Annotated in this window: 20 protein-coding genes; 12 read left to right on the forward strand and 8 right to left on the reverse strand. The window is 73.3% G+C overall.

What is annotated here, in order from left to right; translation table 11 throughout:
* The first annotated feature begins 17 nt into the window (after nucleotides 1-17).
* A complete protein-coding gene (locus DVA86_RS02740) occupies nucleotides 18-2,639 on the forward strand; it encodes an FtsX-like permease family protein (RefSeq protein ID WP_208875461.1) in 2,622 nt (873 codons plus the stop codon).
* Nucleotides 2,640-2,794: 155 nt separating this feature from the next.
* On the forward strand, nucleotides 2,795-4,372 hold the full coding sequence (locus DVA86_RS02745; protein WP_425470746.1) for a hypothetical protein: 1,578 nt from the start codon (nucleotides 2,795-2,797) through the stop codon (nucleotides 4,370-4,372).
* A gap of 189 nt (nucleotides 4,373-4,561) precedes the next feature.
* Here DVA86_RS02745 and DVA86_RS02750 read toward each other — a convergent pair whose 3' ends face one another.
* The gene (locus DVA86_RS02750) at nucleotides 4,562-6,703 is read right to left on the reverse strand and encodes a hypothetical protein (RefSeq protein WP_208875465.1); all 2,142 of its coding nucleotides are present in this window, start codon (nucleotides 6,701-6,703) and stop codon (nucleotides 4,562-4,564) included.
* Nucleotides 6,700-7,833, reverse strand: a complete 1,134-nt coding sequence (locus DVA86_RS02755) for a thiopeptide maturation pyridine synthase (protein WP_245997526.1) — start codon at nucleotides 7,831-7,833, stop codon at nucleotides 6,700-6,702. The genes DVA86_RS02750 and DVA86_RS02755 overlap by 4 nt, the downstream gene beginning before the upstream one ends.
* A 1,012-nt stretch (nucleotides 7,834-8,845) precedes the next feature.
* On the opposite strand from DVA86_RS02755, the gene DVA86_RS02760 reads away from it, so the two are divergent.
* Complete coding sequence (locus DVA86_RS02760) at nucleotides 8,846-9,526, forward strand: hypothetical protein (protein WP_208875469.1); 681 nt, start codon at nucleotides 8,846-8,848, stop codon at nucleotides 9,524-9,526.
* A gap of 122 nt (nucleotides 9,527-9,648) precedes the next feature.
* On the opposite strand, the gene DVA86_RS02765 is transcribed toward DVA86_RS02760, so the two are convergent.
* Both DVA86_RS02765 and DVA86_RS02770 read right to left on the reverse strand, forming a co-directional pair.
* Nucleotides 9,649-10,440, reverse strand: coding sequence for a Clp protease N-terminal domain-containing protein (locus DVA86_RS02765; RefSeq protein ID WP_208875470.1), 792 nt, complete (start codon nucleotides 10,438-10,440; stop codon nucleotides 9,649-9,651).
* Nucleotides 10,441-10,565: 125 nt separating this feature from the next.
* Nucleotides 10,566-11,159 (reverse strand): TetR/AcrR family transcriptional regulator, encoded by a 594-nt coding sequence (locus DVA86_RS02770; protein ID WP_208875474.1) that lies wholly within the window; start codon nucleotides 11,157-11,159, stop codon nucleotides 10,566-10,568.
* Nucleotides 11,160-11,269: 110 nt separating this feature from the next.
* On the opposite strand from DVA86_RS02770, the gene DVA86_RS02775 reads away from it, so the two are divergent.
* Both DVA86_RS02775 and DVA86_RS02780 read left to right on the forward strand, forming a co-directional pair.
* A complete protein-coding gene (locus tag DVA86_RS02775) occupies nucleotides 11,270-12,022 on the forward strand; it encodes an alpha/beta hydrolase (protein ID WP_208875476.1) in 753 nt (250 codons plus the stop codon).
* Nucleotides 12,023-12,251: 229 nt separating this feature from the next.
* Nucleotides 12,252-14,369 carry a PhoX family protein gene (locus DVA86_RS02780; RefSeq protein WP_208875478.1) on the forward strand — a complete coding sequence of 706 codons (2,118 nt, stop codon included), beginning with the start codon at nucleotides 12,252-12,254 and terminating at the stop codon, nucleotides 14,367-14,369.
* 101 nt (nucleotides 14,370-14,470) lie between these two features.
* Here the strand turns inward: DVA86_RS02780 and DVA86_RS02785 are convergent, their stop codons facing one another.
* The 3 genes from DVA86_RS02785 to DVA86_RS02795 are packed head-to-tail and all read right to left on the reverse strand — an operon-like array spanning nucleotide 14,471 to nucleotide 16,115.
* Nucleotides 14,471-14,821, reverse strand: a complete 351-nt coding sequence (locus DVA86_RS02785) for an Asp23/Gls24 family envelope stress response protein (protein ID WP_208875479.1) — start codon at nucleotides 14,819-14,821, stop codon at nucleotides 14,471-14,473.
* Entirely contained in the window at nucleotides 14,818-15,576 is a 759-nt protein-coding gene (locus DVA86_RS02790) for an Asp23/Gls24 family envelope stress response protein (RefSeq protein ID WP_208875481.1), read from the reverse strand. Before DVA86_RS02790 ends, DVA86_RS02785 begins: the two co-directional genes overlap by 4 nt.
* Entirely contained in the window at nucleotides 15,567-16,115 is a 549-nt protein-coding gene (locus tag DVA86_RS02795) for an RNA polymerase sigma factor (protein ID WP_208884328.1), read from the reverse strand. Before DVA86_RS02795 ends, DVA86_RS02790 begins: the two co-directional genes overlap by 10 nt.
* A gap of 327 nt (nucleotides 16,116-16,442) precedes the next feature.
* Between DVA86_RS02795 and DVA86_RS02800 the strand changes: the two genes are divergently transcribed.
* Nucleotides 16,443-16,937, forward strand: coding sequence for an Asp23/Gls24 family envelope stress response protein (locus DVA86_RS02800; protein WP_208875483.1), 495 nt, complete (start codon nucleotides 16,443-16,445; stop codon nucleotides 16,935-16,937).
* Nucleotides 16,938-17,101: 164 nt separating this feature from the next.
* Here the strand turns inward: DVA86_RS02800 and DVA86_RS02805 are convergent, their stop codons facing one another.
* A complete protein-coding gene (locus DVA86_RS02805) occupies nucleotides 17,102-17,518 on the reverse strand; it encodes an ATP-binding protein (RefSeq protein ID WP_208875485.1) in 417 nt (138 codons plus the stop codon).
* Nucleotides 17,519-17,856: 338 nt separating this feature from the next.
* Here DVA86_RS02805 and DVA86_RS02810 point away from each other — a divergent pair, with 338 nt between their 5' ends.
* From DVA86_RS02810 to DVA86_RS02830, 6 genes are all read left to right on the forward strand, one after another.
* Nucleotides 17,857-18,651 carry a VOC family protein gene (locus DVA86_RS02810; protein ID WP_208875486.1) on the forward strand — a complete coding sequence of 265 codons (795 nt, stop codon included), beginning with the start codon at nucleotides 17,857-17,859 and terminating at the stop codon, nucleotides 18,649-18,651.
* A gap of 126 nt (nucleotides 18,652-18,777) precedes the next feature.
* A complete protein-coding gene (locus DVA86_RS36245; RefSeq protein WP_425470747.1) occupies nucleotides 18,778-18,873 on the forward strand; it encodes a putative leader peptide in 96 nt (31 codons plus the stop codon).
* Between the two features lie 269 nt (nucleotides 18,874-19,142).
* Complete coding sequence (gene ssuE, locus DVA86_RS02815) at nucleotides 19,143-19,694, forward strand: NADPH-dependent FMN reductase (RefSeq protein WP_208875488.1); 552 nt, start codon at nucleotides 19,143-19,145, stop codon at nucleotides 19,692-19,694.
* On the forward strand, nucleotides 19,687-20,772 hold the full coding sequence (locus tag DVA86_RS02820; protein ID WP_208875491.1) for an ABC transporter substrate-binding protein: 1,086 nt from the start codon (nucleotides 19,687-19,689) through the stop codon (nucleotides 20,770-20,772). Before ssuE ends, DVA86_RS02820 begins: the two co-directional genes overlap by 8 nt.
* Nucleotides 20,769-21,638 carry an ABC transporter ATP-binding protein gene (locus DVA86_RS02825; RefSeq protein ID WP_208875498.1) on the forward strand — a complete coding sequence of 290 codons (870 nt, stop codon included), beginning with the start codon at nucleotides 20,769-20,771 and terminating at the stop codon, nucleotides 21,636-21,638. Before DVA86_RS02820 ends, DVA86_RS02825 begins: the two co-directional genes overlap by 4 nt.
* Entirely contained in the window at nucleotides 21,635-22,504 is an 870-nt protein-coding gene (locus DVA86_RS02830; RefSeq protein WP_208875500.1) for an ABC transporter permease, read from the forward strand. The genes DVA86_RS02825 and DVA86_RS02830 overlap by 4 nt, the downstream gene beginning before the upstream one ends.
* Nucleotides 22,505-22,511: the final 7 nt, after the last annotated feature.

Consider the following 22,511-nt stretch of genomic DNA (forward strand, 5'->3'; position numbering starts at 1 on the left):
CGGGGAGGGCCGCGCTGATGTGGGCACTGGCCGTGCGCTCGCTGCGCCACCGCAAGGGCGGCTTCGCCGCCACCTTCCTCGCGCTGTTCTTCGGCGTCGTCATCGTGATGGCCTGCGGCGGCCTGCTGGAGACCGGCGTCCGGAACAACGCGCCGCCGGAGCGGCTCGCCCGCGCCGACGTGCTGGTCACCGGCGACCGCTCGTACGGGCTGCCGGGCCGGAGTGCCGACGACGCGGAGTCCGCCGTGCTGGAGGAGCGGGTGCCGGTGGACGGCGCGGCGCTGGACGCGGTGCGCGGGGTGGACGGCGTCGGTACGGCCGTCGCGGAGCGGACCTTCGACGCGGCGCTGCTCACGGAGGGCGGCGGGCGTACGGACGTGCGCGGGCACGGCTGGGCGTCGGCGCCGCTGGCACCGTACGAGCTCCAGGGCGGCGGAGAGAGCGACGGAGAGAGCGGCGCTCGCAAAGGCCGCGCGCCCCAGGGCCCCGACGAGGTGGTGCTCGACGCGCGTACGGCCCGCGCCGCGCACGCCGGGGTCGGGGACCGGGTGCGGCTGGCCGCGCACGGCGGCTCCGCCGTGTACACGGTGACCGGCATCGCCTCGCCGCGCGTGGAAGGCGGCGTCGAACGGCACACCGTCTTCTTCTCCGACGCGCGGGCCGACGCGCTCGCGGGCGGCGAGATCGCGGACATCGCGGTCACGGCCGCTTCGGGGCAGGACGTGGGCGAGCTGGCGTCCCGTGTCGGGGACGCGCTCGACGGCACCCCGGTCAAGGTCGTGACCGGGGACGACCGGGGCGCCGTCGAGTATCCGGAGGTGCTGTCCGGGCGGGAGCAACTGATTCCGCTGGCCGCCGTGTTCGGCGGGCTGGCGGCGCTTGTCGCGGTCTTCGTCGTGTCCGGCACGGTCGCGCTGTCTGTGCAGCAGCGGCAGCGGGAGTTCGCGCTGATGCGCGCCGTCGGCGGTACGCCGCGGCAGCTGCGCCGGATGCTGCTCGGCGAGACGCTGATGGTGGCCCTGCTGGCGGCGGCGCTGGGCTGGTTCGCGGGGCCGCCGGCCGGCGAGTGGCTCTTCGAGCGGCTGGTGAACGGGGGCATGGTCGCGCACGTCGTCGAGTACCGCTCCGGCTGGGTGCCGGCCGTCGCCGCTGGCGGCGCGCTGCTGCTCACGGCGCTGGCCGGCGGCTGGGCCGGGGCCCGCCGGGGCGTGCGCGCGCGGCCGACGGAGGCGCTGGCGGAGGCGGCGCAGCAGGAGCGGTGGCTGCACCCGGTGCGGCTGATCCTCGCGCTCGTGTTCCTGGGAGGCGCGGCGGCGCTGGCGATCATCACGGTCAAGGTGTTCGACGGGCCGATCGCGGCCAGCACCGCGGGGCCCACAGTGATGGCCGCGGCGATGGGGCTGGCGCTGCTCGGGCCCGGCCTCACCAAGCTGATGATGCTGCTGCTGTCCGGGCCGGTGCGCGCGTTCAGCGGCGTCGGCGGAGAGCTGGCCGTGCTCAACTCGCGGGCCCGCGCCGTCCGGCTGGCCGCCGTCGTCACCCCGATCATGTTGGCCACAGGCATGGCCACCGGGCAGCTGTATCTCCAGACCACCCAGGTCGCCGCCGGCGAGGAGGCGTTCCAGGAGCATCTGCGCGCGGACGCGGTGGTCAGCTCGGCGGCGGGCGGCGTCGATCCGGCGCTGCTCGACACGGTGCGGCGTACGGACGGCGTGGCGGCGGCGAGCGCGTACGTCACGAGCACCGGCTTCGTGGAGCGCGGCAAGGCCGGCAACGGCAGCGGCGGTGAGAACGGCGGCAGCGGTGCCGAGCGCGGCACCGGCGAGGACGGGCTGCCGCTCCAGGGCGTGAGCGCGGAGGGCGTCACCAAGACCACGTCCGTCAGCGCGACTTCGGGCAGCCTCGCGCACCTGCGCGGCCGTACGATCGCACTGCCCGAGTCGGAGGCGTCGGCGTACGGCGTCGCGGTGGGCGACACCGTACGGCTGCGGCTGGGCGACCGCGCCCGGGTGGACGTACGGGTCGTCGCCCTCTTCGAGGGCCGCGCCGGGTACGGGTCCGCGCTGACCCCCGCCACCCTGCTCGCCCCGCACACCACGGACGGGCTGCCGGAGCAGATCCTCATACGGGCGGAAGACGGCGCGGACCCGGCCGGCCCGCTCGCCGAACTGGCCGCGCGGCACCCCGGGCTGGCGGTCGCCGACCGGGACGCGCTGCTCGACGCGAACGCCGAGGACGTGCGGACGCAGGCGTGGATCAACTACCTGATGGTCGGCATGATCGTCGCCTACACGGCGATAGCCGTCGTCAACTCGCTGGTCATGGCGACCCGTAACCGTCGCCGCGAGTTCGGACTGCAGCGGCTGGCGGGCGCCACCTCCGGGCAGGTGCTGCGGATGGTGACGATAGAGGCGCTGCTGGCCACGGCTATGGGGGTGGTGCTGGGGACGCTGGCGGCGTCCACATCGCTGATCCCGTTCAGCGTGGCGGCGGCGGACAGTTGGTGGCCGTCGGGGCCGCTGTGGATCTACGGCGCGATCGTCGCCACCGCGGCCGGGCTCGCGCTGTCGGCCACGCTGCTGCCCACCTGGGCCGCGCTCCGGTCGCGGCCCGCGCAGGCGGCGCTGGCCGCGGAGTGAGCGCGGGAGCGGACTGAACGCGGGAGCGGGGGTGAGCGTGGGAGCGGAGCGAGGCTGACCGGGGCAGGTGTCCACCGGATGTTCTTTATGAACGCAATCTCGGCCGGGCGCTGCTTTGTGACTAGCGTCACGCGGCAGCCCCGCAAGACCCGCCGATGGTTGAGGAGCACGCCGTGGACACGAGCCGCCGCACGCTGCGGAGACACAGACCGCGCAGGAAGCTGACGGGCGCACTGGCCGCCGCCTGCCTGCTGGCCGGCCTTGTACCGGGCGCGACCGCCGCGTACGGCGCGGAAGACGGAGCGCCGGCCGCATCCCGTACGCCGGCGCGGTCCGCACCGCCCGCACCCGCCGGCTGCCCGGACGGAATCCCCGCCGGCACCGACTGCTACGGCGGCCGGGACGCCAACGGCGCCTACTACACCGTCGCCGTCCCCGCCGACTGGAACGGCTCCCTCGTGATGCACGCGCACGGCGGGCCCGACCTCGGCGCGGCGTCACCGGAGCGCAGCAGCGAGGACCTGTCCCGCTGGTCGGTGCTGGTCAAGGAGGGCTACGCGTGGGCGGGTTCCTCGTACCGGCGCGGTGGCTACGGCGTCCGGATGGCCGCCGAGGACACCGAGAACCTGCGGCGGCTGTTCGTCGGCACGTTCGGGCAGCCGCACCGGACGTACGTACACGGCCAGTCGTGGGGCGGCAACGTCGCGGCGAAGGTCGCCGAGACGTACGCGGACGCGCCCCGCGGCGGTGAACGGTCCGGTGGCGAGCGCTCCGGTGGCGAGCGCTCCGGTGGTGAACGGTCCGGTGGTGAACGGCCCGCCTACGACGCCGCCCTGCTCACCAACGGCGTGCTCGCCGGCGGTTCGCGCGGCTACGACTACCGCGTCGACCTGCGCGCGGTCTACCAGTTCTACTGCCGCAACCACCCCCGCCCCACCGAGGAGCAGTACCCGCTGTGGCGCGGCCTGCCCGCGGGCTCGGAGCTGACCAAGGACGAACTCCGGTCCCGCGTCCAGGAGTGCACCGGCGTCGACTCCGTACCCGAGGACCGTACGGACGCCCAGCGCCGGAACCTCGCGAACATCCTGTCCGTCACGGAGCTGCCGGAGCGGACACTGGTCTCGCACCTGTCGTTCGCGACGTTCACCTTCCGCGACATCGTCGCGGAACGGCTCGACGGCCGTAACCCGTTCTCCAACCGGGGTGTGCGCTATACGGGTTCGAGCGACGACCGGGCGCTGAACCGCGGCGTCCAGCGGTTCGACGCCGACCCGTCCGCCGTCCGCGACCTGTCGTACGACAGCGACCTCACCGGCCGGGTGCCGATCCCCGTGCTGACGCTGCACGCCGCCGACGACCCGACGGCGTTCGTGGAGCACGAGGCGGCGTACCGCGCGAGCCTGGAGGGCGGCGGCAGCGCGCGGAACCTGGTGCAGACGTTCACGCGGGAGAGCGAGCACAGCGCGCTGAGCGACTCCGAGTACGCGGCCGCGATGGGTTCGCTGTCGGCGTGGGTGGAGGACGGGCGGAAGCCGACGCCCGCGGGCGTGGCCGCGTCCTGCGCCGCGTACGACCGCGCGTACGGCACGGGGTGCTTCTTCGACCCCGGCTATGTGCCCGGCGACTACGCGTCGCGCGTGTACGCGCGGCCGGGCGGACTGCAGTGGCCCGCGCTGACCGCCGAGCAGGCCGAACGGTGGGAGCGCTGGGGGAACGTGGGCATCGAGCCCTGACCCGTCGGACGCCAGGCGTGACGCCGCCGGGCGCGCCCCGTCGAAGCGGTGACTGCGGTGTACGGCCCCCACGGGCCGTACACCGCCCGTCTGTTGGGGCGTCGCCTCGGGCCACCCGCCCCGCCCGGCGCGGACAGCAGTAGCGACTCCGCCAGGAACCGGCTGCGCGTCTGCCCCCGCCGCGCTCGGTCACCCCGCCTCCCTCGCCCGCGAGCCGGGTTCGTCGGTCAGCACCACCCGCCCCACGTACGGCAGGATGCGGACCATCGCCGGGTCGTGGTCGAGCGGGACCAGCACCGGGAGCCCGCCGGTGCGGCGGCGCAGCGCGGCGACGACCTCGGTGACGGTCACGTCGGGTGGCGGCGCCCAACGGCCGCCGTTCGCCCGCGGGGTGGCGAGGCACGGGAACGGGCCACCGGACTGCGTGCGGGCGAGTAGCCGTTCCAGACCGTCGCGCACGGCGTCGGCCAGCCGCAGACCGCACGCGACCTCCACGACCGTGCCGTCGAGCGCCAGTCCCACGGCCGGCACGCCGCCGGTCGCGGTGGTGAGATCGAAGCACTCGACTTGGTGGCCATGGGCGGTGAGCAGCCGCCGGCAGCGTCTGCTCGCCGGGTCCGGGACGCGCACGTCCCAGCCGTCCAGCGGCACGAACTCGGCCTCGGCGGCGCCCAGGGCCGACTCCCGGCAGTGCGCGAGCAGCCCGGCGGTGACCATCTCCGTCCAGTCGCGGCCGAAGCACACGCCCAGCGGCAGGTCCGGGGGAGCCTCCAGCCGGGGCTCACCCGGCCGGACCGCCGTGTAGCCGCCCCGCGCCGTGAACTCCTGCGGCGGCGCGGGGAAGACCGCGTACGCGTCGACGGGACACGGCTCGCCGTCGTGCAACCGCAGTCCCCACAGCGCCGGTTCGGCGCCGGAGGCAAGCTCGGCGCGTTCCCCGCTCGTGCGTTCCCCTCCCGTGCGTTCCCCTCCCGCGCGCTCCCCTCCCATATGGGGCGCCGCCGTGACGAAGCGGCGCGGGTCGGGCGCCAGCGCGCTGTACGCCGCGACTGCCCGCATGGCCGTCCGGCGGTGCGCCGTGGCGGCGTCCGGGCCATGGCCGGTGATCACCGTGTGCCGACGGTCGGAGGACGGATCGGCGACGACGGCGCGCGCCATGCGCAGCGGCAACTGCGGGAGGCCGCCCTCGTCGAGGCTGCGGATCGGCCCGAACCGCCGGTCGACCGCCGCCGCCACCCGGGCGGAGAACAGCCCGTCGGACCACCGGGGTCCGTGCCGCAGCGCCTGCACGGCACGGACGAAGCCCGCGCGGGACTGCGGTGCCGCGTCGCGTGTGCGGGGGTGGGGCAGGACATGGTGCCGGGTCAGCTCCAGGGACCGCGTGTCGAGCGCCCGTACGCGGGGGTCGGGGGTCTCCGGCGCCGCGCTTGTCTCCGTCACCGTGCGGAAGAGTTCGAACACGAGCTGGTTCGCGAGGAGTTGCACCACCACCCGGTGCGCGGGGAGCCGGGGAGCGGCGCGGAAGGCCGCCCTGTCCGGGGCGCGCAGCCGCCGCCACACCGAGGACCAGTCCGGCCCGCCGCCGGCCACAAGCAGCACGCACCACTTCGAGACCAGCGCCTGGACAAGGGGGACGCCGCGTTCGGCGCAGGCCGCGGCGAGCACGCAGGCGCGGGTGAGCGCCGCCGAGTCGAAGGCGTGCAGGACGAAGTCGGCGCCGCCCAGCTCGACATGGTGCCCCTGGGCGCGAGCGGCCTCCCGCCGGGAGGAGCGGGCGGTGCGGCCGGGGGCCGCGTCGGGAGACGTCGCCAGGTCCGTCACCCCGCTACGGGCCAGGGCGCGTACGCAGTCGGCGACCAGCGGCCCGGTGCCGATCACCAGCACCTTGCCGCCGCGACAACGGTCCAGGGCCGCGTACGCGCGCTCGGGGCCGAGCACGGACTCGGCGAACGGCCGGAGCCCGCGGTCGCCTTGGCGCTGCCCGCGCCGCTCGGGCCCGCCGCCCCGCCGGTGCACGGGCCCGGACGCCGGCCCGGACGGTGACTCATGCACCGGCTCATGCACCGGCTCATGCACCGGCTCGGGCGGCGGCTCGGGCGGTGACTCGTCCACCGGCTCGGACCGCGGCTCGTGGGGCGGCTCGTGGGGCGGCTCGGGTGGCGGCTCGGGTGGCGTACCGTCCGAGGCCAGCTCCGTGGTCCGCACCAGGCCGCGTGCGGCGAGCACTTCGAGCACCTGCACCATCATCGAGGCGTGGCCGTTCACGGGCGGACCTGTCTGCTCGCCCGCTGCGTGGAAGCCGTCGAGCCGGGCCGCGAACGGCGGTTTCACGGCCCGCTCCGTACGGCGCCGCCACCGGTGGACGCCAACTCGCCCGGCGTGGGCAGCAGCACGTCCGTGGCCATCACGCCGTACAGGTCCTCGGCGGTGTTGGCCGCGAGATGGCACAGCAGGTAGCGCTCGACCGGAGGCAGCCCCAGCCGGGTGAGCTGGAGGTAGGTGCAGTCGAGAACCAGCCGGTACTGGTCGAACCAGCTCCGGTCGACCACGAAGCCCGGCGGCCGTCGAGGGCTCTGGAACGGGCTCTTCCGGAGCAGCTCGGCAACAGGCTCGTCCCTCTCCGGCGAACGGCCCGCCCCAGGCGGGTCCATGGACAGCTCCCCCTTCGCGATCAGTTCGGCGCCACGGCGCAGCGTGGGCCCGGCGGCATCCAGCCAGCGGTGTATGAACGGCGACCCGCCGACCGGGTCAGGCCTCGTGTCGACCGCGTGCAGCACTGTCCGCACGTGCCGGGCGAGCGTCTTCGCATGGGCGACGTAGTGCAGGTCCCAGGCCGGACGCAGACCCTTGGCCTCCGGCCACCAGGACAGGAACGCCTCCGCGTGGGAACGGAAGGACACGAAGCCGCGCCGGAACCCGGCCCCGCCGGACAGCCCGTGTGCCGAGGCGATCAGCAGGTCGAAGGACAGCTGGGCCAGCCTCCCCTCGTCGCCCCGCACATGGCGCACCATGTCGAAGCTGAGCGGGGTGGTCGCGGCGTAGAAGTCGGCGAGCAGGTCGGCGGCGGCCCGGGTGCCGCCGAGGATGTGCTCGCGTGAGTCGTACGGGGCCTCCCGGATGGAGTTGTCGGGGAACAGCGGAGTGAGCGTGCCGGGCTCCTGCTCCAGCTCCGCGAGCCGCCGGTGCTGGTGGGCCAGCGCGGCGGTGTCGACCCTGGCACGGGACGGGTGCTCGGCCAGATACGGCGGTATGAGGGCGTCCAGCGCGGGCAGCACCGTACGGGCGAAGACATGGGGCTCGGCGTGCACGTTGATCCGTACGTGCGGGCCCCGCAGCCAGTGGAGCAGATAGTGCACGTTGTCCACGTGCGGGGATATCAGCTCCACCAGTGGACGCACGGCGTCCAGCAGCAGACCGCTCTTGTCCGTGTCGTAGTAGTGGATGTGGAAGCTCCGCCACATCACGCCCCCTCCGTCGCGGTCGCGTTGGCGTCCGCGTACTCGTGCTGCCTTCGGTGACACCGGCGTTGGCGCTGGCCGCGGCGGCGGGCGGACATGCGTCGGGGAGGTGACGCGTAAGTCCGCCCGCCTGGTCGGTCGGCCGCTACCAGCGGGCCCTGACTGTCCTGGGCCGTCTGCCGTGAGCCGCGCGTCTGCACGGCGGGAGCTCTCGGCGCCCGCCGTGAAGTCCCCCCGCTTGCCTCACGCGCAGAAGTGACGCGTCCCTATCGCCAGGGGTTCGACGACGAGTGCGCTCTCGTGGGCCATGGTCTCCCCCTTTCGTGGAAGGAATGCGGGCTGCTGCCGTCCGTCCGAAGGGCGGCGCGAGGTGGCGCGGCGGCATCGCGAACAGGACTGTTTTCCCCGGAAATTCAGTCTCTGTAACGCGAAATGAACGTTACCAGCGGCCCGTTGACCTGCGCCAGTCCCGCATTCGGGTGACGGGTTGCATTCCGTTTGTGCGCGTGCGCCCCCTTGGTGCTCCGGCGCGAAACGCACGGAATTTTCGCGTCCGGAAGGCGGCATTGCCTTTAGCCAACGGCTGCCGTTGAGTGCGTCTGAACCGGTCGCGCATTCACTCGAATTGGGAATTCCGGGGCCGGTGCGTGCCGCCCGCTTCTCCCGTGCGCCCCTGAGCGCCGGGCATGCGCCTCAGGTGGCACGCCCGGGACCGTCATCGGGGTGTCGGAGCCGGAATGGCCCGGCCGAGCGTAAGCGCGCCGCGCATGCGGCATTCCGGCGGCAATCCGAATTCCCCCGGCGGCTATCGGCAGTTCAGCCGAACTGATCCGCAGAGCATGTTCTGCCACCTGGCCTTGAGCGGACGCGGTATGGCAGTCTCTGCTGACCGTTCATGAACATGATGAACGCGAGGGCGACCACGCCTGCCGCGCCGAGTGCGCCGGCCGGCTCCCTCCACACTCTCCCCTTCTGGCGGGGAACGCGAAGCATTCGCGAATCAACGATGTGACCGATGAAGGAATCTCTCGTGCGGAAAACAACGTCAATAGCCGCCGTCGCTGCCGCCGTACTGGCACTCACGCTGACCGGCTGCGGTGAGGACGACGACAAGGGTTCGGGGGCGCCGGAGAAGTCGGCGCAGGCGGGCGGCAGTCAGGACGGCGGCACGGAGTCGGCCGGTCCGGGCGGCGAGAGCGACGCCCCCTCCTCGACGCCGAGCCCGCGCGCGAGCGACAAGGCCGACAAGGCGGGGGAGGCCGACAAGGCAGACGAGGCCGGTCAGGCCCGCGAGAAGAACCAGGCCGACGGGGGCGACGACGCCAAGGCCCCCCGCCCCAGCCGCACGAGCGGCGACGGCTCCAGCGGTTCGAGTGGTTCGAGTGGTTCGGGCGGCTCCGGCGGTACGGGCGGCGGCGGAGGAGACCGCGGGCCCGTGAACGTGCAGGGCAAGTGGTACGTCCCGATCCGCCTGGACGGCAAGTTGGTCGTGATGACGGTCAACGGAACCTCGTTCAGCATCACCAACGGCGGCAAGTCCTGCAACGGGACCATCAGCGCCGGCATGGCGGTCAGGGCCGACTGCGGAAGCGTCAACAACGGCACCGCCTCCGTCGGTGACGGCGGCGAGACGCTCACGTTCAACTGGCAGAACGGCCGGCCCGACAAGTTCGTCCGCACGCCGCCGTCCGCGTAACAGCGTCACGGCGTCACGGCGTCACGGCGTCACAGCGTCACGGCGTCACCGCGGCGTACGGGGCGGGGCGGTGACAGTGCGGGCGGCGCTCCCTCCCGCCGCCCGCACCCGTCCCGTCCCCCTCAACCCGCCTTGCCCTGCGTGCTCTTCTCGCCCTGTACGGCCTCCGCGGTCTCCGACGCGACCTGCACGTACGCCGCCAGCGCCTGCGCGATGTGCTCCTCGGCGGCGCCCTTGTCGATGCCGAGCCGGTGCAGGACGCCCGTGCCGTCCTCGTGCTCGAGGAGGGCGAGCAGCATGTGCTCCGTTCCGATGTAGTTGTGGCCGAGGCGCAGGGCTTCCCGGAAGGTGAGTTCCAGCGCCTTCTTGGCCTGCGCGTTGTACGGGATCAGGCTCGGCACCTCGTCGGCCGCGGGCGGGAGGACGGCGCTCGCGGCCTCCCGTACGGAGTCCAGCGTCACGCCCTGTGCGGTGATCGCCGCCGCGGCGAGCGCTTCCGGTTCGGCGAGCAGGCCGAGCACCAGGTGTGCGGGGCACATCTCGTCGTTGCCCGCAGCGTGGGCCTCGTTCTGGGCGGCCATGATCACGTTGCGGGCGCGCAGCGTGAACCGGTTGAAGCCCTGGCTCGGATCGAGATCGCCCGCTTCGCCCGAGCCCTTCGGCACGAAGCGCTTCTGGGCCGCCTGCCGGGTGACGCCCATGCTCTTCCCGATGTCCGACCAGGAGGCGCCGGAACGGCGCGCCTGGTCCACGAAGTGACCGATCAGGTGGTCGGCCAGCTCACCGAGGTGGTCCGCCGCGATGACGGCGTCGGAGAGCTGCTCGAGGGCGTCGGAGTGGGCCTTCTTGATGGCTTCGATGAGGTCGTCGAGCCGGACCGGATTCGTCATGCCTACGGGGTTCGGATTCGTCATGTGTCAACGGTAGGTTGACACTTCGAGGAGCGTCAACCCTGAGTTGACAGTCCACCGCGGCGATGGTGTACGGGCTCGGCTGAGCACGCCCGCCTCGGCGAAGGGCGCGGACGAACCGCTCGGCTTCACGTACTGAGCGTGGCCGCGGACGAGGCCGTTGGCGGTGGGGTGCTAGCCGTGTCGAGGAAGCCGAGGAAGTCGCGGAAGGCCCGTTCCGTACGGGCGGTGTCGCCCGTCGCGTCGAGGTCCATGAGGAGTCCGCGGATGACGCCGAGAACGAGCGTCGCGAGCTCCGGCCGCCCGATGCCGCGCAGGCCGTCCTCGAGCGGCCCGAGCCAGTCGGTCGTCGCGGTGCGCCGGAAGTCGGGCCACAGCTGCTGTTCCGCGCTCTCGCGCAGCTGACCGAACATCCGCAGATACGGCTGCCCCTCCGGCCCGGTGATCGACTTCCAGGCGCGGTGCAGGGTGGCGGTGTACGGCTCGCCGGGCCGTGCCCGCAGGAGGTCGCCGAACGTGTCGAGCTGGCGTTGCCGCGCGCGCCCGAGGACGGCCCGCAGCAGGGCGTCGCGGGTGCCGAAGTGGTAGATGAGCATGCGGGCGGAAGTGCCGGTGGCGGTGGCCAGCGGCTCCAGCCGGTCGGGGAGGCCGTGCGAGAGGGCGTGGTCGGCGCAGGCGTCGAGGAGCCTCTCCTTGATGTGCGGCTGCGGTCGTCGGCCCATGCCCTCACTTTTTCACGTAACAACCATTACGTCTATCGTCGTCAGAGAGGCAGCCAGGACAGTCAGGGCAGCCGAGGCAGCAAAAGCCGGACGTGGACGTGGAGGCAGCGATGAGGGTCGTGTTCGTGCATGGGGCCTGCGTGCGGGACGGGTCGTGGTGGTGGCACGGCACCGCCGGGCTGCTGCGGGAGCGGGGAGTGACGAGCGTGGCCCCGCCGCTGCCGAGCTGCGGTGAGCCGGGCCTGCCCGCGGGCGGCCCGGAGGGGCCCGCCGACGGCGCGGAGCTCCCCGCCGGTGGCCCGGAGCTCCCCGTCGGCGGTGCGGGGCTGCCCGAGGACGTCGCCGCGGTACGGCAGGTGCTGCGGGACAGCGACGAGCCGACCGTCGTGGTCGCCCACAGCTACGGCGGCATCGTCACCGCGGAGGCCGCCGCGGGCATCGGTTCGGTGCGGCACCTGCTGCTGGTGTCCAGCTATCTGCCCGAGGCCGGGCAGAGCCTGTCGGATTTCGGGGACGGCGGCCCCGCCCCGTTCCTCGACGTGGACCCCGACGCGGGCACGTTCGGGGTCCGGCCCGAACTGCTCGTGGACACGTTCCTGCACGACTGCGGCCCCGAGGTCCAGGCGCGGGCGGCGGACCACCTCGCCCGGCAGAGCCTGCGGGTGACCGGGCAGCCGGCCGGGGCCGCCGCGTGGCGGCAGCTGCCCTCGACGTACCTGGTCTGCGCTCAGGACCGGGGCACTCCGCCGCGGCTGCAGCGCGAGTACGCCCGCCGGGCAGGCAGCGTCGTCGAGCTCGACGCGGGCCACCACCCGTTCCTGTCCCGGCCCGAAGCGGTCCGGGACCTGGTGCTGAGCCTGTGACGTACGGGTCGCGCCGACGTACGGGACGTGCCTCCGCGATCGAACAGCCCAGGCAACAGCCCAGGCAACAGCCGAGGGAGCAGCCCAGGCAACGGCCCAGGGAACAGCTCCGCCCCAACGGGAAGGAATCGCGCCCCGGTTCACCGTGCATTCATCTCGCCTTCGCCCCCCGGCGGGGCCGTGCCCATAGCGTCACGCACGGCGTAGCTCGAAGATCCGGAGGGGACCCATGCGTGAACTGTTGCCGTTCGTCGGCTCACACCCCGGCGGAAGATCCGCCCTCACCTGCCGCTACCGCTGCGGTGACGCCTGCTTCCACGAGGTGCCGAACAAGAGCGGCAACGAGTACCTCGGCGACGTCATCGCCGGTGCCCTGTCGCGCCGTTCGATGCTCGCCGCCGGTGCCGTCGGCACGGTGGTCGCGGCCACCGGCGCCACTGTCCTCGGGTCCGCGGCGCCGTCCGCCGCCCAGGGGCAGCGGCCCGGAGCGGGGGCCGACGGCCGGGCGGGGGCCGCGCACGGCGGCGAGGCGGCGCGCGGACTCCGGTTCGCGCCGGTCGCGCCCAACACGCGGGACGCCGTGGTCGTTCCCGAGGGCTACGTGCAGGACGTGCTGATCCGCTGGGGCGACCCGGTCCTCGCGGGCGCGCCCGTCTTCGACCCGGACCGGCAGACGGCGCGGGCGCAGGCCCTCCAGTTCGGCTACAACTGCGACTACATGGCGGTGCTCGACCTCTCGCACGGCGGCGGGCACGGCACGTACGGCGGTCACGGCCGGCACGGCGGCCAGCTGCTCGTGGTCAACCACGAGTACACGACCGAGGTGATGATGTTCCGCGGCTACGACGCGGACAATCCCACCCGTGAGCAGGTCGAGATCGCCTGGGCCGCGCACGGCCTCACCGTCCTGGCGGCCGAGGAGCAGCGCGGCGGCCGGCTCACCGCCCTGCCCCGGCACCCGCTGAACCGCCGCATCACCGCGACGACGCCGTTCGAGCTGACCGGCCCGGCCGCCGGCGGCGAGCTGCTGCGCACCACCGCCGACCCGGAGGGCCGTACGGTCCTGGGCACCCTGAACAACTGCGGCGGCGGCATCACCCCGTGGGGCACGGTGCTGTCCGGCGAGGAGAACTTCAACCAGTACTTCGCGAACGCCGACGCCGTCACCGACCCCGCCACCAAGGAGCGGCTGGCGCGTTACGGCCTGGAGGGCGGCGCGTCGGAACGCAAGTGGGAGGCGTACGACGACCGGTTCGACCTGTCCAAGGAGCCGAACGAGGTCAACCGCTTCGGCTGGGTCGTCGAGATCGACCCGTACGACCCCGAGTCCACGCCGCGCAAGCGGACCGCGCTGGGCCGCTTCAAGCACGAGGCCGCCGAGCCCCGGTTGACCCGCGACGGGCGCGCGGTGCTGTACATGGGGGACGACGAACGGTTCGACTACCTCTACAAGTTCGTCTCCAAGGAGCGCATGCGCCGCGGCCACGGCAGCCGGGTACGCGAGCACAACGCGAAGCTGCTGGACGAAGGCACGCTGTACGTCGCGAAGTTCAGCGGTGACAGCCCCGCCGGCGAGATCGACGGCACCGGGAAGCTGCCGGAGGACGGCGAGTTCGACGGGCGCGGCGAGTGGATCAGGCTGGCCGGCGGCGACCGCTCGTACGTGGACGGCATGACCGCCGAGGAGGTGTACGTCTACACGCGGATCGCCGCCGACAAGGCGGGCGCCACCAAGATGGACCGCCCGGAGGACGTCGAGCCGAGCCCGCGCAGCGGCAAGGTGTACGTGGCACTGACCAACAACACCGACCGCGGCAAGGACGGCAAGGCCCCGGCCGACGAGGCCAACCCGCGCAACGGCAACAAGCACGGCCAGGTCCTGGAGCTCGCCGAGCACCGCGACGACCCGGCGGGCACGCGGTTCGCCTGGCGGCTGTTCCTGGTCTGCGGCGACCCGGAGGATCCCAGCACGTACTTCGCGGGCTTCCCCAAGGAGCGGGTCAGCCCGATCTCCTGCCCGGACAACCTCGCGTTCGACCCGTACGGGAACCTGTGGCTCGCGACGGACGGCAACGCGCTCGAGAGCAACGACGGGCTGTTCGGTGTCGCCGTACGGGGGCGGCGCGAGGGCGAGGTCAAGCAGTTCCTGACGGTGCCGAAGGGCGCGGAGGTCTGCGGTCCGGTCGTCACGGAGGAACGCGTACTGGTCGCGGTCCAGCACCCCGGCGAGGTGGACGGCGCGAGCGCGGACAAGCCGGCGTCGCAGTGGCCGGACGGGCCGGGCAAGGCGGTGCGGCCGTCGGTCGTCACGGTGCGCGCGGAGGACGGCGGCCCGATCGGGGCGTAGCCCCGCGGGCCGGCCCGTCCGGCGTTCGAGGACGGCCCTCAGCCACGGTCACGCGTGTCCGCTGCTGGGGGCGGCCTCAGCCACATCAAGCCCGTCCGGCGTTACGTGATGTCCGTGACCGTCACGGTGACCGTCACACGTGGTGGCGGCCCCGCGAGGGCCCCGCGCACCGCCGTCTCGACCGCCGCCCGTACCGCCCGCGTCACGGCCGCCGCCTGGTGGCCGCGCAGGACCGCGAGGTGCAGCTGTACGTGCCAGCCCTCCGGGTCGTGCGTGCGCCGGGCCCGTACGCCCGGTGCGCGGGAACGGGTGGTGCCCTTGCGCGCGCCGTTCCCCGTGCCGCGTACGAGGTCGGCCAGGCCGGGCCGCAGGAAGGCGACGCCGTCCGTGGCCGCGGCGGCGTCCGACGCGGCGTGCACCACGCGTGTCCGGGTGTCCTGCTGTGTCGTCACCGCGGCCACCCCCCGTCGTGCTGTCCGCTCTCCGTGAGTACGTCGATGACCCGTACGTCGATGGACCGCACGTCCATCCCGAGCGTCTCTTCCGCCGCCTCCGCGACCCGTTCCCGTACCGCCTCCGCCAGCTCTGGCACCGGCCGGGACAGGTCGCTCGCAACGTCGAGACGCACCCGTACGGGGCCGCGCGGCGCCGTTCCGCCCGGCAGCGGCAGCGGCGCCCGCCAGCCGCCGGTGTCCGCGCCACCGTCGTCGCCCCCGTCGGGGTCGAGTGGCGTGATACGGCAGCTGCCCGCCCGTACGCCGGGCAGCGTTTCGGCCGCCGTACGGAACGCCTTCGCCGCGGCCGCCTCCACGATCCACGCGTCCTCGTCCGCGGCGCCGAGCGGCAGCGTACGGCCGGGGCGCAGCTCCAGCCGTACGATCTCCATCACCCGCGTCGCGACCGCCTCCGCCCCTGCGGCGGCCGTGCCGTCCGGGCCGGTGTCGCCGGCGCGTTCGGCGTCCTCGGAGCGGGCGGAGCGCACGTAGCCGTCGAGTACGCGCAGCCCGTCCAGCGCGGCGGTGCAGTGCGGGCAGTGGGCGGTGTGCGGGTCGTCGGCGAGGTGCCCGTCGTCCCAGGCCTCCCACACGTCGCGCAGGGTGCGGCCGCAGGGCAGCAGGTCGTCGTCTCGGGGCGCGCCGTTCCCCGGCGGCCCGTCGCCGGGCGTGCCGCTGCCGGGCGGCGGCCCGTGGTCCGCGCTCATCGCCATGCGCCCATCGCCTCCGTCAGGTAGCGCCGTACGCGGAAGATCCGGCCGCGGACGGCGGAGTGACTGATGCCCACCGCCTTCGCGATGTCCTCGTACGGCAGTCCGTGCAGTTCACGCAGCACCCAGCAGGCGCGTTGGTCCGGGGGCAGCCGGGAGAGTACGCCGGACAGCTCCCGGAGTGCCACGGCCGCCTCGGCGGCCCGCACCGGTGACACCTCGTGCTCGGGGGCGGCCGGCTCCGGGACGGCGTCCAGATCCGTGCTGGGCCGCCGGGAACGCAGCTGGTTGAGACAGCGGTTGGTGACGATCCGGTACATCCAGGTGAGGAACGCGGAGTCGCCACGGAACTCCGGCAGCCTGCGCCACGCGCTGACGAAGGACTCCTGTACGGCGTCCTCGGCGTCGGCGCGGTCGCCGAGCAGCCGGTGTGCGAGCTGGAGGAGTACGGGGCTGTGGCGGCGTACGAGGACCTCGAAGGCGCTCTCGTCACCCTCCCCGGCGCGTACGGCCAGCAGCGCGTCGTCGTCGGGAACGGGCACCGTACGGTGCTGCCGGGCGCGCCCGTCCGGTGCGGGATCGTGCACCGTACGGGGGCCGCCGCCGTGGTCTTCCGGCACGCACCGCCTCCTCTCACTCGCCCTCTTGGACACGCGGGGGAGCGCGTCGTCACGGGCGACGGCGTACGGGTACCCGCGAAAGTCCGTCCCTCGCGACGAATATCCGGATTCCGCGTGACGCCCCGTGCACAGGCGTGTCCAATCGGGTGTGAGGGAGAGCGCGTGAGGAGAGCGGACGCTCTGCGGACCGACGGCGGACGACCAGCGGACGATCGATGACCGAGTGAGCAACGACGGAGGAGACCTCCCATGGCGACCAGTACAGCTTCCCCCGGCGCCGCGAGCCCGAAGGTGCCGGCAGGCGACGCGGACGCCGGAACGACGACCGTACGGGCGGGCTCGACGGGACCCGAGGAGCCGGCGGCGACGCGCGGCAGGACGTCCATCGCGGACGTCGTCGTGGTGAAGATCGCGGGCATGGCGGCGCGCGAAGTGCCCGGCGTGCACGACATGGGCGGCGGCCTGTCCCGCACCCTGGGCGCCGTACGGGAGCGCGTGCCGGGCGGTCGGCCGAACGTCGGGCGCGGCGTGAAGGTCGAGGTCGGCGAGCGGCAGACGGCGCTCGACCTGGACCTGGTGGTGGAGTACGGCGTCCCGATCACCGATGTGGCGCGGGACGTGCGGGAGAACGTGATCGCGGCGGTGGAGCGGATGACCGGCCTCGAGGTCGTCGAGGTCAACGTCGCGATCGGCGACGTGCATCTTCCGGACGAGGACGAGAACGGGGAGCCGCGCGTGGAGTGACGCGTACGGCGGACCGGCTGGGTACGGCGGTCTCCGTACGGCGTGCGGCGGGTTCCGTACGGCGTGCGGTGGTGCCTCCCGCAGGGCCGCGGCGTACGCGAGCGGCGTACGCCGTGCCGTTCCCCCGAGGATGGCGCTTCTGTGCAGGATCCGTGGCCGTGCCGTCAGACGGGTGCGAGAACCGCCCGTACGGTCTTGCCTCCGGTGGCGTGCGCGGTGACGTCCAGCCGCCGGCTGAGATGACGCACCAGCGCGATGCCCCGGCCCCCCTCCGAGTCGGCGCTCGCCGACCGGACCGCCGGCCGCCCCGGGCCGTCGTCGTACACCTCTATCGTGACGCTGCCCGCCGCCGTGCTGAGCCGCAGCCGGCAGCGAGCCCGGCCGTGCTGTGTGGCGTTGGTGACCAGCTCGGACACGATCAGCGTGGCCTCGTCCGTCCGCAGTGCCGCCTCCGGCGGCGTCCGGGACCCGGCCAGGAAACCGGCGGTCAGCCGCCGGGCCCAGCTGGCCGACACGTCCTGCCGTGGCAACGCGTACTCGACGCGTGCGGTGCGCCGCACCCCATGGGGTCTCGCGCGCATGATGTCCACTCCCCCTCCGCCACTGTGACGGTTCCCCGTATACGCAACCGGTCATTCCCGCTGGGGCGTTGACCAACCTCTTTCCGGCTACTTGGTGGTACGGGTCACCCGGATTCGCCCGTTCGATGCCCGCTGTCGGCCCGCTTTTCGCCCGCGCGTCAGGCCGTACGCGGTGCCGCGCTCCGGACCGTACGCGGGGCCGCGCCCGCGCGCGCCGGGCGCCCCCGCCACCGCCCGCCACCGCCCGCCACCGCCCGGCTCCGAGCGGCGGATGCCCGGCGTCGCTGGCATGCTGAGAAGTGCTCGACGGTTCCACACCTCAGCGGAGGAGCATCACCATGCTCACCACCAGGTTCGTTCCGGGGGCCCCGATCTGGCTCGACCTCGGAGCGCATGACATCGAGGCGGCGGCCGGCTTCTACAGCAGGCTGTTCGGCTGGGAATTCGCGTCCCAGGGCGCGGAGGCGGGCGGCTACGGGCTGTTCCAGCTCGACGGGAAGACCGTCGCGGCCGTCGGCCCGCTCACCGAGGACGCCGTGGAGCCCTCCTGGGACCTGTACTTCCACACGGACGACGCCGACGCCACCACCACCGCGGTGGAACAGGCGGGCGGCTCCGTACGGTTCGCGCCGTTCGACGTTTTCGCGCTCGGCCGCATGGCCGGATTCACGGACCCTACGGGTGCCGATTTCTCCGTGTGGCAGCCGGGGAAGAACCGGGGCCTGGACGCGGTCAACGACCCCAACACGCTGTGCTGGACGGAGCTTTACACCTCCGACGCCGCCGAGGCACGGCTGTTCTACTCCTCCGTGTTCCGCTGGGACTTCGAGGACACGCTGATGGGCGACGACGTCACGTACACGGTGGTGTCGCCGTCCGGCGGCGGCCAGGCCGCGGCGCACGGCGGGATCCTGCAGCTGCCGGAGGAGAACCTGGCGGTCGGTACGCCCTCGCACTGGCACCCGTACTTCGAGGTGCGGGACTGCGACGCCACCGTCGCGGAGGCCACGGCGCAGGGCGCGGAGGTGACGATCCCGGCGATGGACATGGAGGGGGTCGGGCGCATGGCCATGTTCACCGACCCGGGCGGCGCCCCGTTCGCCGTGATCACCAGCGTGGAGCCCACCGGCTAGAAACACGGGCACAACGCGGGTCCGTACCGGGGGAGTCGGGGCGCGCGGGATTCTCCGGACGGGCCCCTTTTCCCGAATGGCGAGATGCCCGGCGCAATTCGTTGACGGTCGCGCGGAACTGCTGGCATGCTCACTTCCGTGAGTCAAGCCGAGGTTCTCGTATCGCGTCTGCACGTCGATCTGCGACGTCACGCCAGCGCCATTTGTGCCGCTGGCCGCTGAACCCTGCGCCACGCCCAGCCACTTCTCGTTGAGCCCCCGGTGTCCACCGCGTACGGCTCCATGACCGCTGCGGCAAGGCGGTAACGGCCCTCTGCGGCCGTGCCGTTCCACCGTCACCGCTTTCTTGTCCCGCGTGCCGTCACGCATTTCCCACGGCCCCTTTTCGTGTGCGCCGTGCGCGTCGCGCGTGCCGCTTTCCGCGGGAATTCCGAAACGCCGCCCCGCACCCTCCCCTGCCCTTTTCCGCATTCACACCGTGGAGTCTCCGTATGACCTCCCTGCTCGCCGTATCCGGAAGTCCGTCCCCTCTGTCGCGCACCGCGCTGGTCGCGGGCCACGCCCTGGAGCGGCTGTCCGCCGGCGGCTTCGACGCCGCCCACCTCGCCGTACGCGATCTGCCCGCCGCCGAGTTGCTGGCCGGCCGCGCCGAGGCGCCCGAACTGCGCTCCGCGCTGGACCGGGTGGCCGCCGCCGACGGCCTCATCGTGGCCTCGCCCGTGTACAAGGCCTCGTACACGGGGCTGCTCAAGGGCTTCCTCGACCTGCTGCCGCAGGCCGGGCTGGCGGGGAAGACCGTACTGCCGCTGGTCACCGGCGGCAGCCTGGCGCACGTCCTCGCCATCGACTACGCCCTGCGGCCCGTGCTGTCCGCGCTCCGCGCACGGCACGTCGTCAACGGCTGCTACCTGCTGGACAGTTCGATCCAGCGCGGCCCGGACGGGCAGGTCGCGCTGGCGCCGGAGGCGGAGCTGAGGCTGTTCGAGGGCGTCGAGGAGTTCGTGGCATCCCTCCCGGCCGCACCGGTGGTGTCCCGTGCGTGACAGCCGTGACGCGCCCGCCCGTAACGCCCCCGCGAGCAGGCGGTCGTTCCTCGCCCTCACCGGTGCCGCCGCTCTCACCGGTGCCGCCGCGCTCGGCGCCGCCGGCTGCGGCAGCGCCGCGGGCAGGGGCGGCGCGAAGACCGACACCGTCCGCTACCAGGGCTGGGCCGGGCAGGTCACTCCGCCCGAACTCGCCGCCGACCTGGGCTATCTGGAGGGCGTGAAGCTGGAGTGGGTCGGCAACACGATCAGCGGCCCGCAGGACATCCAGACCGCCGCCACGGGCGAGACCGACGTCGGCGGCGCCTTCAACGGCGCCGTCGTCAAGCTCGCCGCAGGCGGCGCCCCGATCACCGCCGTCATCAGCTACTACGGCACGGACAAGGAGTCGTACAACGGCTTCTACGCCGACGCCGACGGCCCTCTCCGCACCGCCCGCGACCTCAAGGGCGAGAAGGTCGGCATGAACACCCTCGGCGGCCACGCCGAAGCCGTCCTCGACGTCTACCTCCGCGGCAAGGGACTCTCCGGCAAGGAGGCCGGGCAGGTCCAGCCGCTCGTCGTCCCGCCGGTGAACGCCGAACAGTCCCTGCGGCAGGGCCAGATCGGCGTCGCCGCGCTCAGCGGCGTCCTGCGCGACAAGGCGCGCGAACGGGGCGGGCTGCGCGAGCTGTTCAACGACTACGCGCTCCTCGGCGCGTTCAGCGCGGGCACGTACGTGATCGCCGACCGCTTCCTCGACCGCAACCCCGACACCGCCCGCGCCTTCGTGACGGGCGTGGCCAGGGCCGTCGAGTGGTCGCGTGCGACGCCCCGCGAGGAGGTCGTCGCCCGCATGACGGAGATCGTCAAGCGCCGGAAGCGGAACGAGGACGCCGCGCCGCTGCGGTACTGGCGGTCGTACGGAGTGGCCGGCACGGGCGGCCGTATCGCCGAGAAGGAGCTGGCGTTCTGGGCCGACTGGCTCGCGGACCGCGGCGACATCGAACGGGACGCCGTACGGGTCTCCGGCATCTACAGCAACGAGTTCAACGGCTACCGCGCGGCGCGCGGACGGAAAGGAAAGGGAGCCCGTTGACCAGCCCGGCCACCACGACGGAAACGACCACCACGGAAACGACCGGCACGGAGAAGACCAACCCCAAGCTCAGCCTCCGCGGCGTCGGCAAGACCTTCCCCGCACGCGGCAAACGCCCCCCGTCCACCGCCCTCGGCTCCGTCGACCTCGACGTCGCACCGGGCGAGTTCGCCGTCATCGTCGGCCCCAGCGGCTGCGGCAAGTCGACGCTGCTCGACCTCCTCGGCGGCCTCGGTGAACCGACCTCCGGGCGCATCCTGCTCGACGGCCGGCCGCTGACCGGGCCCGGCCTGGACCGCGGCATCGTCTTCCAGCAGTACGCGCTGCTGCCGTGGCGTACGGCACTCGGCAACGTCGCGTTCGGCCTCGAGGCCACCGGCGTGCCCCGGCGCGAACGGGCGGCGCGCGCCCGGGAGTTCCTCGACCTCGTCGGGCTGGCCGGCTTCGCGGACCGGCATCCGCAGGAGCTGTCCGGCGGGATGAAGCAGCGCGTCGCCATCGCCCGCAGCCTGGCGTACGACCCTGACGTGCTGCTGATGGACGAGCCGTTCGCCGCGCTCGACGCGCAGACCCGGGAGTCGCTCCAGGACGAGCTGTTGCGGATCTGGGAGCGGACCGGCAAGACCGTCGTGTTCATCACCCACGGCATCGACGAGGCCGTGTACCTCGGGCAGCGCGTCGCCGTGCTGACCTCGCGCCCCGGACGCGTGAAGGAAGTCGTACGGATCGGTCTGGAGGCCCGTACGAGCGTGCAGGACCTGCGGTCCAGCCCCGAGTTCGCCGCGTACCGGCACCGCATCTGGGACCTGCTGCGCGACGAGGTCACCCGCGCGCAGGAGCAGGAGAAGGAGGAGATCGCGCCATGAGCGTCACCACGCAGACGAAGGCCCTGACGGTGCGCGCCGTGCTCGCGCACGCCGGAGCGGGCGGCGTACGCGGCCCGCTGGCGCGGCTCGCGCGCGGCGCCGGGCGGTTCCTGCTGGCGCTGCTGACCCGTACGGGCGCGGTGCTCCTGCTGCTCGCGCTGTGGGAGGTGGCGCCGCGCGCCGGGCTGGTGGACCGTACGTTCCTGCCGCCGCTGCACGAGGTCGCCGCCGCCTGGTGGGACCTGCTGGAGAGCGGGCAGCTCGCGTCCGACGCGCGGGCCAGCCTGGCCCGTTCGGGTGCGGGCTTCGGCCTGGCCGTGCTGATCGCGGTGCCGCTGGGGCTGCTGATCGGCTGGTACCGGTGGGTGGCCGACGCGCTCACGCCGGTGCTGGAGGTGTTCCGGAACACGGCGGCGCTCGCCCTGCTGCCGGTGTTCGTGCTGCTGCTGGGCATCGGCGAGACGTCGAAGATCTCGATCGTGCTGTACGCGTGCGCCTGGCCGATCCTGCTGAACACGATCAGCGCCGTCCGTACGGTCGACCCGACGCTGCTGCGCCTCGCCCGCTCCATGGACCTGCCGACGCCGCAGCTGTTCCGGAAGGTGATCCTGCCCGCGTCGCTGCCGACGGTGTTCACCGGCATCCGGCTGTCCGGCGGCGTCGCCATCCTCGTGCTGATCGCGGCCGAGATGGTCGGCGCGAAGGCCGGTCTCGGCTATCTCGTCAACTCCTCGCAGTTCAACTTCGCCATCCCGCAGATGTACGCCGCGATCGTCACCGTCTCGGCGATCGGCGTGACCTTCAACCAACTGCTGCTGACCGTCGAACGCCGGCTCACCGCCTGGCGCCCGGCGACCGGAAACTGAGGCCCGA

Source organism: Streptomyces armeniacus (genome assembly GCF_003355155.1).
Lineage (GTDB): Bacteria > Actinomycetota > Actinomycetes > Streptomycetales > Streptomycetaceae > Streptomyces > Streptomyces armeniacus.